The following is a 9,756-nucleotide window of genomic DNA, read 5'->3' on the forward strand; positions in this document are numbered from 1 at the left end:
GGCGGGCGGTGCGCTGGCCCTGCTCGCCGAGCACGAGGCGCACCAGGCCGCCCTCGACGGCCGCCACCGGGAGGCCTGGGAGGCCTACCGCGACCTGCTGCGCGAGGACCCGGCCCACCCCCGGCTGCTGCACGCGCTCGGCCTGGCCGGCTACCGGCTCGCGGCCGGCCCCGGCGGTTCCGGCCGCTCCGACGAGGCCACCGGATCCGACGCCCCGACGGTGCCCGAGGAGAGCATCTGGTCCTGGACGCTCGGCTGCCTGGTCGCCGCCCTGCACCAGCCCGACCTGTGGGCCGAGTCCGCCCGGATCACCGGCCGCACCCCCGAACCGCAACGGCTGGCCGCCGCCAGGACCGGATTGCTCGACCGCCTCCGCGACGACCTGCGCGTCCTGGACCGGGCCGCCGGGCGCAGCGGCGACGAGGTCGACGCCTGGACCCTGCGCCTCGGCATGGAGGCACACAGCGCGGACGCCTTCGCCCAGGAGCCCGTCCGGATCACCCTGCCGGGCCGCCCGGCCCGCCGGCTCGCGCTCGGCCCCACGCTCGACCGGCTGCTGCGCACCGAGCCGGGACCGGCCGGCTGGGCCGAGGCCTTCGAGCAGGCCGTACGGGCCTGGCGGCGCCCCGCCGACCCGGACGGCCCCGAGGCGCCCGCGCTCACCCTCGCCCTCGGCCTGTTCGGCGACCTCGGCCCGCAGCGCTACCTGCGGTTCCAGGGCCGGCAGGCCGCCGCCGTCACCGCCCTGGACGCGGTGCCCGAACAGCGGCGCGGCGAGGAGTGGCAGGAGCTGATCGGCGAGTCCCTGGTCAGCCAGGCCCGTGAGCACCACCGCAACCAGGACTGGCGCGAGGCCCTGGACAGCCTCACCCGCGCCCGCTCCGTCCCCGGTGCCCGGCTGCCCGCCGACACCGTCGCGATCGCCGCCGAATCCGGCGTCCGGGCCGCCCGCGCCCTGCTGAAGAACAGCATGGACGACCAGGCCGGCGCCGCGGAACTCCTGGAGAAGGCCCTGGCGCTGGCCCCCGACGACCCCGAGGTGCGCGGCGACCTCGGCGCCACCTACGCGCAGTGGGCACGCAAGATCAACAACGAGGACAAGGACTACCGCCGGGCTCTCGCCCTGCTGGAGAGGAGCACGGAGCTGGCCCCGGACGACCCGACCGCCCGGCACTTCCTGGAGGCCGCCCTCGGCAACCGGGCCGGCGAACTCAGCAGCCCCGAAGCCACCGACGCGGAGCTGGAGGAGGCCGCCGAGGCCTGGCGGTCGCTGATCGCACTCAACCCCGACCCGGACCACCGGATCGGCCTCGCCTTCGTACTGCGCCACCTCGCCCGCTCCGCCGCCTTCGCCGACGACCGGGTGCGCGCCGTCGAGCGGATGGCCGAGGCCCTGGACGCCGACCCGGAGTGGGAGGGCGAGGTCGAGCACGAGGCCCCCCGGCGGGTCTCGGTGATGCTCGCCAACTACGTGGTGGACGCCATGCAGGAGGAGACGTTCACCGCCCAGTGCGCGATGCTCAAGAAGGCCAGGTCCTACGACGACTCGGAGGAGATCCGCCGGCTGATGGTCAGCGTCTGGCGCGGCGAGGCGATCAGCCAGTACGAGGCCCGCCGCTACCCGATGGCGATCGACCTGCTGGAGGAGGCGCTCCACCTGTCGCGGACGCCGGAGGACACCGGAAAGCTGCATCGCGAACTCGGCATCGTCTACGGCTCGTACGCCGTCCAGCAGGCCAACGCCCGCAAGCTGCCGCAGGCCCGCGAACTGGCCCGCAAGGCCGTCAACCACAGCCCGCGCGACTCGGACCTGCGCGCCATGCAGAGCCGGATCAACTCGCTCTACTGACGGCAACCGCACGGCAGTTGGAGGCGTCGTAGACCGTACGCCGCGACCACGCCGCAGCCCTGCCCAGCACCCGAGCCGTCCCCGCCACCGAAGCCGTCCCCGTCGCCCGAACCGTCCCCGTCACCGTGAGGAGAGAGACCGCCCGCCATGCCACTGCACGAACCGTCGCCGTACGAGGTCCTGGGCATCCCGCTCACGGCCGGGGTGCGTGAGATCAACCTCGCCGTCGGACCGGCGATGCGGGCCGGCCGGTACAGTCGCCAGCAGATCCAGGAGGCCGCCGCGCTGCTGCGCAACCCGGACCGGCGCCTGGAAGCGGACCTCCAGCAGCCGCTGCCGCCGGAGCCGGTCGACCAGGCCGCCGAGCTGCTCGCCCCCGCGCTCGCCGAACCACTGCTGGTCATCGAGCGCCCGCCGCTGCCGCCCGCCGAGCTGTCCGCCCTCCACCGCGCCGAACTGGCCGCCGACTTCGCCGAACCCGCTCCGGGCGGCGCCGACCCCGAACCGCCCGTCCCCGCCCGCTACGCGGCGGACCTGTCCGTGCTGCCGCAGATCGAGGTTCCGGAATGACCGACGCACCCACCTCCGCCACACCCGCCTCCGAGGTACCCACCTCAGAGGCATCCATCTCGGAGGCAGCCACCGCATCCCCGCTCGACGGCCACCGGCGGCTGGAGGTGCCGCCCGGCGTCGAGGACGTCGACCTGGAGCAGACCTTCGGCCGGCTGCTCTTCCGGGCGTCCCTGCTGGAGAGCAAGCTGACGGAGCAGAAGCAGAGCGCCCGGGCCGAGCAGCGCGAACTGCTGGGCATCCTGGTCGAGGTGGACGACGCGCTCGGCGCCCTCGGCCTGGACCGCGAGCTGGTGGCGCTCGGACGCGGCGTCGGCATCGAGGCCACCCGGCGGCGGCTGCTCGGACAGCTCGCCAAGGCCAAGGTGCGGCCGATGCGGCTGGAGGGCATGACGGCGGACCCCGGCCTGACCGAGATCGTGGGCACCGAGGCCAGGGCCGGGGTGGCGCCGGAGACGGTGGTGCGGACGGTGGTGACCGGGTTCTTCTGGGGGGACGAGGTGCTGCGCCGGGCCCAAGTGGTGGTCGCCGCACCGGAGTCGGAGTCGGAGCCGGAGCCGGAGCTGGAGCTGGAGACAGGGCCGGAGTCGGAGCCGGAGGCGGGGCGGGCGGCGGTCGTGGCCGAGGCGGACTCGCCGCTCCCGGAGCCCGCGGTGACCGCGGTGCCGGTCGAGCCCCAGGCCGTCGAACCCGAGACGCCCGAGGCGCCTGAGAAGCCCGAGACGCCCGAGACGCCCGAGGCCGTCGAGCCCACCGCCACCACCGCCACCGCGCCGGTCACCCGCGTCCAGCCCAGGACGACCCCGCCCCGGGCCCGCCGCCAGGGCAAGACCGTGGCCAAGCAGGCCAGGCAGGCCAAGCAGGCCAAGCAGGCCAAGCGCAAGAAGTAGCCAGGACCACGAGGGGCAAGAGGGGAACGACATGTACCGCACACTCGGCATCGACCTGGGCACCACCAACTCGGTGGTGGCCCACCTGCGCCGGGGCGAGCCGGAGATCATCTTCAACCGGCAGAACCAGGAGGCCACGCCCTCCGTGGTCGGCAGCGGCCGCAAGGGCGAGCTGCTGGTGGGTTCCACCGCGCGCAGCCGCACGGCCATCGACGGCGTCAACGTGATCCGCTCGGTCAAGCGCTTCATGGGCCGCAAGTTCAAGGACCCGCAGGTCCAGGCGGCCCTGAAGGAGGTCGACTACAAGGTCACCGCCGGCACCGACGGCGACGTCAACGTCTGGTTCAACGGCCGCTCGTACACCCCGATCGAGATCTCCGCGATCATCCTGCACCGCCTCAAGGAGGACGCCGAGCAGCGCTTCGGCGAGCCCTTCCACCGGGCCGTCATCACCGTCCCCGCCTACTTCGGGGAACGGCAGGTCGCGGCGACCCAGGAGGCGGGCCGGATGGCCGGCCTGCACGTGCTGCGGATCATCAACGAGCCGACCGCCGCCGCCCTGGCGTACGGGATCACCTCCGAGGCCGGCGACGAGGGCAGGACCGTCCTGGTCTACGACCTCGGCGGCGGCACCTTCGACATCTCCATCCTGCTGCTGGTGCCGGGTTCGGTCTCGGTGCTCGGCATCGAGGGCGACAACCTGCTCGGCGGCGACGACTTCGACCGCGCGATCACCACCGCGCTGCTGGAGGACATCCGCGAGGAGTACGGCTCGGACTACCAGCCCGACCTGCGCGACCGTCCGAAGATCGCCGGCACCGCCGAGACGATCAAGATCGAGCTCTCCAACCAGGAGTCCTCCGAGGTCATCCTGCCCGGTCTGGGTGCCGGACAGCTGGTGCTGGAGACGGAGTTCGAGCGGGCCCGCTTCGAGGAGCTGATCGAGGCCCGGATCGAGCGGACCATCGAGCTGACCCACAAGGCCATCATGCAGGCCAACCTGACCGTCGGGGACATCGACGAGGTGGTGCTGGTCGGCGGCTCGACCGCGATCCCGCTGGTCGCCCGGCGGCTCGGCGAGGTGTTCGGCCCGCGCCGGATCCGGCGCGGCGTCAACCCGATGCAGTGCGTGGCGCTCGGCGCGGCCGTGCAGTCCGCGCTGGTCGGCGAGGTGGAGTGCGCCGAGTGCCGGGCTCCCGGCGACCTGTCCGCCTCCAACTGCGCCAACTGCGCCACCACCCTGCTCGGCGGTGCCAGGGTCTCCTGCCCGGCCTGTCACGTCCCGGTCGACGCCGAGGCCGCCGCCTGCCCCAAGTGCGAGCAGCAGCTGGGAGGTTCGGGCGGCAGCGGGGTGTCCGTCCCGCAGCAGGGCCGGACCACCACCGTGCTGCACGGCGACAACTGCCCGCGCTGCGGCACCCCGGCCGCCGCCGGCGTCACCGCCTGCGAACTGTGCGGCGAACCACTCGGCTCGGGCGCCCCCGGCCACACCAAGGCCGCCACCACCGCCGCCGAGGACGTCGGCCTGCGCTGCGGCTCCTGCGGCCTGGTCAACCCGCCCGGCTGCGAGGTCTGCCCCGGCTGTGGCGAACTGGCGCAGGTCACCAACCCGTTCGACATCACCCCGAAGAACCTCGGCATCGAGCTCAACGACGGCCGCCTCGCCGTCATCATCCCCAAGAACACCAGCTACCCGACGAGTTCGCCGGTCAGCCGGGAGTTCGTGGTGTCCGGCAGCGGCCGGCAGCGGCTGGAGGTCGCGGTCTACGAGGGCGAGCACGAGATCGCCCAGCAGAACGAGCTGATCGGCCACCTCACCCTGCGGCTGCCCGAGGGCCTGGGCGGCCGGACCCCGGTGGAGGTCGCCTTCGGCCTCGACCGCGACCGCACCATCACCCTGTCGGTGCGGATCCAGGGCGGAGCCGAGAAGACCGTCAAGCTGGAGCGGGTGACGCTCGACCCCGAGCTGAAGGTGCAGGTCGAGGAGCAGCAGCGGCAGATCGAGACCTTCACCGACCGCTGGGGCGGCGAGCTGACGGAGGCCGAGATGCGCGAGGCCCAGCGCATGATGGACGCCCTGGACGACCTGGCGGCCGGGCAGACCCGCGGCCGGTCGGTGGACGCGGCGCTGGAGCTGGCGCAGCAGCAGCTGAAGGCCCAGCGCTGGGTGCGCAGCTCCGAGGCCTACCTGAGCCTGTTCATCCACTACTGCGAGAAGCACCTCGACCCGAGCGACCTGGACCGGCTGCGGTCGGTGGCCGCCGAGCTGCGGCTGCGCCGCGAGGCCGCCGACTGGGAGGGCGCGATGCGCGCGGCCCAGAAGGCGGACGAGTTGTGCGACGCGCTCGGCCACACCATGCGGATGCTCACCATGTGCAACGTCTACGTGACCCAGAACATGGTCTCGCCCGCCCTGGGCCAGCTGATCATGGCCGAGCTGCGCGGACTGGACGCGGCCGTGGAGGCGCCCAACATGGCGGAGGTCAACACCCACATGTCGAACCTGCTGGCCCTGTACGCACAGGCGCAGCGGGAGCTGGGCAGCGAGCCGGCCCAGGAGTCGCTCGGCCCGGTCCGTCCGGAGGAGGCGGGGCCGCGATGAGCGCCGTGAGCACGCCGGAGGTGTCCTGCCCGCTGTGCAGGGTCCCGGCCGACCCGCGGAGCCTGCGCTGCCCCTCCTGCCGGGAGGACCTGTCCGTGCTGTTCCGGCTGCGTTACGCCGGACGGATCGACTACAACCGGGCGCTGGACGCCCTGGCGGCCGGGGACGGGGCCCTCGCCCTCGGGCTGCTGCACCGGGCGGTGGCGGCCGAACCGGGGCTGCATCCGGCCCGGGAGCTGCTGGAATCACTGAGTGTCGCCGCTCCCTCGGCGGCGGCGTCGGTGGGCCGGGAGGGCGACGCGCCCTAGGACGGGTCAATCCGGCGTGCGGAGGAGCGGATCGCTTGTGATCGTGAGCGAGTGTGATCGTCACACATCGACTCGCCGTGCTCACAAGGAGTGACGCAATGCGTATGCGTACCACCATCGCTGCCACCGCCCTCGCCGCGGCGGCGGTCCTCGCCGGTGCCGGCACCGCCGCCGCCGGCGACGCCACCGCCAACGGCGCCGCCATCGGCTCGCCCGGTGTCCTCTCCGGCAACCTGATCCAGGTGCCGGTCAACGCGGAGCTCAACGTCTGCGGGAACTCGATCAGCATCATCGGGTTCCTCAACCCGGCCTTCGGCAACATCTGCGTCAACCAGTAGTCCCGCGCGCTGGGGCCGTCCGTCGAACCCGACGGGCGGCCCCAGCGCCGTGTCCGTACCCCCGTTCGGGGGTGGCGGAGCGGTGCCGGGGCCGGGAGCATGGTCCCCGTCCCGCACCGCCGTCCCCAGGAGTCAGCCCGTGCCGACCACGCCGACCCCGCGCAGCTACGCCTCCGGCACCTCGGACGTCCCGCTGCTCGGCGACACCATCGGGGAGAACCTCGACCGTGCGGTGCGCGCCTTCCCCGACCGCGACGCCCTGGTCGACCGGGCCACCGCCCGCCGCTGGACCTAAGCCGAACTCGCCGCCGACGTCGACGCCCTCGCACTCGGCCTGCTGGAGCTCGGGATCGCCAAGGGGGACCGGGTCGGCATCTGGGCGCCCAACTGCGCCGAGTGGACGCTCACCCAGTACGCCACCGCCAAGCTCGGCGCGATCCTGGTCACGGTCAACCCGGCCTACCGCGCCCACGAGCTGGAGTACGTGCTGAACCAGGCCGGCCTGCGCGTGCTGGTCGCCGCCGAGCGCTTCAAGACCTCCGACTACGCCGGGATGATCGAGGAAGTCCGGCCCCGCTGCCCCGAGTTGGAACGCGTCCTGCTGATCGGCGGCCCCGCCTGGGACGCCGTGACCGCCGCCGGCAGGCGGGCCGGGCCCGCCCTGGCCGAGGAATTCGCCGCGCGCCAGGGCGAGTTGTCCCCCGACGACCCGATCAACATCCAGTACACCTCGGGGACCACCGGATTCCCCAAGGGCGCGACCCTCTCGCACCACAACATCCTCAACAACGGCTACTTCGTGGGCGAGCTGCTCGACTACACCGAGCAGGACCGGATCTGCATCCCCGTCCCCTTCTACCACTGCTTCGGCATGGTGATGGGAAACCTGGCGGCCACCTCGCACGGCGCCTGCACGGTCATCCCGGCCCCCTCCTTCGAACCGGGCGCCACCCTGGCCGCCGTCGCCGCCGAACGCTGCACCTCGCTGTACGGCGTGCCGACCATGTTCATCGCCGAACTGGCCGACCCGGACTTCGACCGCTACGACCTCGGCAGCCTGCGCACCGGCATCATGGCCGGCTCGCCCTGCCCCAGCGAGGTGATGAAGGAGGTCATCGGGCGGATGGGCATGACCCAGGTCTCCATCTGCTACGGCATGACCGAGACCTCGCCGGTCTCCACCCAGACCCGGGTCGACGACCCGGTCGAGCGGAGGGTAGCCACGGTGGGCCGGGTCGGCCCCCACCTGGAGGTCAAGGTGATCGACCCCGCCACCGGCCGTACCGTCCCGCGCGGCGAACCCGGCGAGCTGTGCACCCGCGGCTACTCCGTCATGCTCGGCTACTGGGGCGAGCCCGAGCGCACCGCCGAGGCCGTCGACACCGCCCGCTGGATGCACACCGGGGACCTCGCGGTGATGGGCGAGGACGGCTACCTCGCCATCACCGGGCGGATCAAGGACATGGTGATCCGCGGCGGCGAGAACCTCTACCCGCGCGAGATCGAGGAGTTCCTCCACGCCCACCCGGACATCCTCGACGTCCAGGTGATCGGCGTGCCCGACGCCAAGTACGGCGAGGAACTGATGGCCTGGATCCGGATGCGGGAGGGCGCCGAGCCGGTCACCGCCGAGGCCCTCCGCGCGTACTGCGCCGGCCGGCTCGCCCACGTCAAGATCCCGCGCTACGTGCACGTGGTCGAGGAGTTCCCGATGACGGTCACCGGGAAGATCCGCAAGGTCGAGATGCGGGAGGAGGCCCAGCGGATCCTGGGGCTCTGACCGGGAGGCAGTCCCTCCGCCCGGGAGCACGTCCCTCCGCCCGGGTGAGTCCGGGGAGCGCGGCCGCCCGCCCGGCGGGAGAGTGTGATCATGCCCCTCGACGTCACAGTGGAACGCCTGATCCCCCTGCCGCCCGCCACGGTCGCCGCCTACGCGATGGACTGGCGCCACGACACCGAGTGGACCCGGGGCATCCGCACCGCCGCCCTCACCCGGGAGGCCGACGGCGGTGGCTTCGGCGCCGGGGCCGAGGTGACCAGGACGGCGCGCTTCCTGGGCGCGTCCTTCGGGTACGTGCTGCGCGTGGCGCGGTACGACCCGCCGACGGTGCTCGACCTGGTCTCCGTCGCCGGGCCGATGCCGATGCGCGTCACCTACACCTTCGAGCCCACCCAGGCCGGCACCTTCGCCCGCATCCGGGTCCGCGGCGGCTTCCGGCTGGCCGGCCCCCTGATGTCCCGCCAGGTGCGCGGCGCGCTCACCGCGGACCTCCGCGCCCTGGAGGACCGGCTCGGCCGTTGACCGCCGTTTCCCCCGCTCCGGTATCGTGCGCGCGACATCCGAGGGCGACCGGGAGTGGTGCGGGTTCATGAGTACGTCGTCGGCACCGCCGTCCCGGCCGGGGGAACTGCGGCGGCACCTCGGGGTGTCCGACGCCGTGGTGATCGGGCTGGGCTCGATGATCGGCGCGGGCGTCTTCGCCGCGCTCGCGCCCGCCGCCGGGGCCGCCGGGTCAGGGCTGCTCGCCGGGCTGGCGCTGGCCGGTCTGGTGGCGTACTGCAACGCGACCTCCTCGGCCCGGCTGGCCGCCCGCTACCCCCGGTCCGGCGGCACCTACGTCTACGGCCGGGAGCGGCTCGGCGACTTCTGGGGGTACCTGGCCGGCTGGGGCTTCGTCGTCGGCAAGACCGCCTCCTGCGCGGCCATGGCGCTCACCGTCGGCTCCTACGTCTGGCCCGCCCAGGCGCACGCCGTCGCCGTCGCGGCCGTGGTGGCGCTGACCGCCGTCGACTACGTCGGCGTGCAGAAGGCCGCCTGGCTGACCAGGGCGATCGTCGCCGTCGTCCTGGCGCTGCTCGCCGCCGTCGTCACCGCCTGTCTGGCCGGCGGCGAGGCGGCCCCCGGCCACTGGGCGGTCGGCGCGGACGCCGGGTTCCACGGCGTGCTCCAGGCCGCCGGCCTGCTGTTCTTCGCCTTCGCCGGGTACGCCCGGATCGCCACCCTCGGCGAGGAAGTGCGCGACCCGCGGCGCACCATCCCCCGGGCGATCCCGCTCGCCCTCGGCATCACCCTCGTCGTCTACGCGGCCGTCGCCCTCGCCGTCCTGGCCGTCCTCGGCCCCGAACGGCTCGCCCACAGCGCCGCGCCGCTGGCCGACGCCGTCCGGGCGGCCGGGTCGCCGGGCCTGGCCCCGGTGGT

At 73.6% G+C, this 9,756-nt stretch carries 8 protein-coding genes and 1 pseudogene; all 9 read left to right on the forward strand.

Features of this window, described 5'->3' with window-relative positions:
• A partial coding sequence (locus tag BU198_RS19855; RefSeq protein WP_188298212.1) for a hypothetical protein occupies window positions 1–1,849 on the forward strand: 1,849 nt, incomplete at its 5' end.
• A gap of 147 nt (window positions 1,850–1,996) precedes the next feature.
• On the forward strand, window positions 1,997–2,419 hold the full coding sequence (locus BU198_RS19860) for a hypothetical protein (RefSeq protein ID WP_188298213.1): 423 nt from the start codon (window positions 1,997–1,999) through the stop codon (window positions 2,417–2,419).
• Window positions 2,416–3,309, forward strand: a complete 894-nt coding sequence (locus tag BU198_RS19865; protein WP_188298214.1) for a nucleotide exchange factor GrpE — start codon at window positions 2,416–2,418, stop codon at window positions 3,307–3,309. Before BU198_RS19860 ends, BU198_RS19865 begins: the two co-directional genes overlap by 4 nt.
• A gap of 31 nt (window positions 3,310–3,340) precedes the next feature.
• Window positions 3,341–5,911 (forward strand): Hsp70 family protein, encoded by a 2,571-nt coding sequence (locus BU198_RS19870; RefSeq protein WP_188298215.1) that lies wholly within the window; start codon window positions 3,341–3,343, stop codon window positions 5,909–5,911.
• Window positions 5,908–6,219 carry a hypothetical protein gene (locus BU198_RS19875; protein ID WP_188298216.1) on the forward strand — a complete coding sequence of 104 codons (312 nt, stop codon included), beginning with the start codon at window positions 5,908–5,910 and terminating at the stop codon, window positions 6,217–6,219. Before BU198_RS19870 ends, BU198_RS19875 begins: the two co-directional genes overlap by 4 nt.
• Before the next feature lie 104 nt (window positions 6,220–6,323).
• The gene (locus BU198_RS19880) at window positions 6,324–6,557 is read left to right on the forward strand and encodes a chaplin (RefSeq protein ID WP_223244661.1); all 234 of its coding nucleotides are present in this window, start codon (window positions 6,324–6,326) and stop codon (window positions 6,555–6,557) included.
• A gap of 139 nt (window positions 6,558–6,696) precedes the next feature.
• Window positions 6,697–8,337: pseudogene (locus BU198_RS19885) on the forward strand (AMP-binding protein).
• 90 nt (window positions 8,338–8,427) lie between these two features.
• Window positions 8,428–8,859: an SRPBCC family protein gene (locus BU198_RS19890; protein WP_188298218.1), complete on the forward strand. Its 432-nt coding sequence runs from the start codon at window positions 8,428–8,430 to the stop codon at window positions 8,857–8,859.
• Window positions 8,860–8,926: 67 nt separating this feature from the next.
• Window positions 8,927–9,756, forward strand: an 830-nt coding sequence (locus BU198_RS19895; protein ID WP_188298219.1) for an APC family permease, incomplete at its 3' end; no start/stop codon positions are given.

The sequence above is a fragment of the Streptomyces sp. CBMA156 genome (genome assembly GCF_014596515.1).
Lineage (GTDB): Bacteria > Actinomycetota > Actinomycetes > Streptomycetales > Streptomycetaceae > Kitasatospora.

Coding starts and splice junctions, on each gene's coding strand:
- BU198_RS19860 (WP_188298213.1), top strand. CDS start 1,997: ATGCCACTGCACGAACCGTCGCCGTACGAGGTCCTGGGCATCCCGCTC.
- BU198_RS19865 (WP_188298214.1), top strand. CDS start 2,416: ATGACCGACGCACCCACCTCCGCCACACCCGCCTCCGAGGTACCCACC.
- BU198_RS19870 (WP_188298215.1), top strand. CDS start 3,341: ATGTACCGCACACTCGGCATCGACCTGGGCACCACCAACTCGGTGGTG.
- BU198_RS19875 (WP_188298216.1), top strand. CDS start 5,908: ATGAGCGCCGTGAGCACGCCGGAGGTGTCCTGCCCGCTGTGCAGGGTC.
- BU198_RS19880 (WP_223244661.1), top strand. CDS start 6,324: ATGCGTACCACCATCGCTGCCACCGCCCTCGCCGCGGCGGCGGTCCTC.
- BU198_RS19890 (WP_188298218.1), top strand. CDS start 8,428: ATGCCCCTCGACGTCACAGTGGAACGCCTGATCCCCCTGCCGCCCGCC.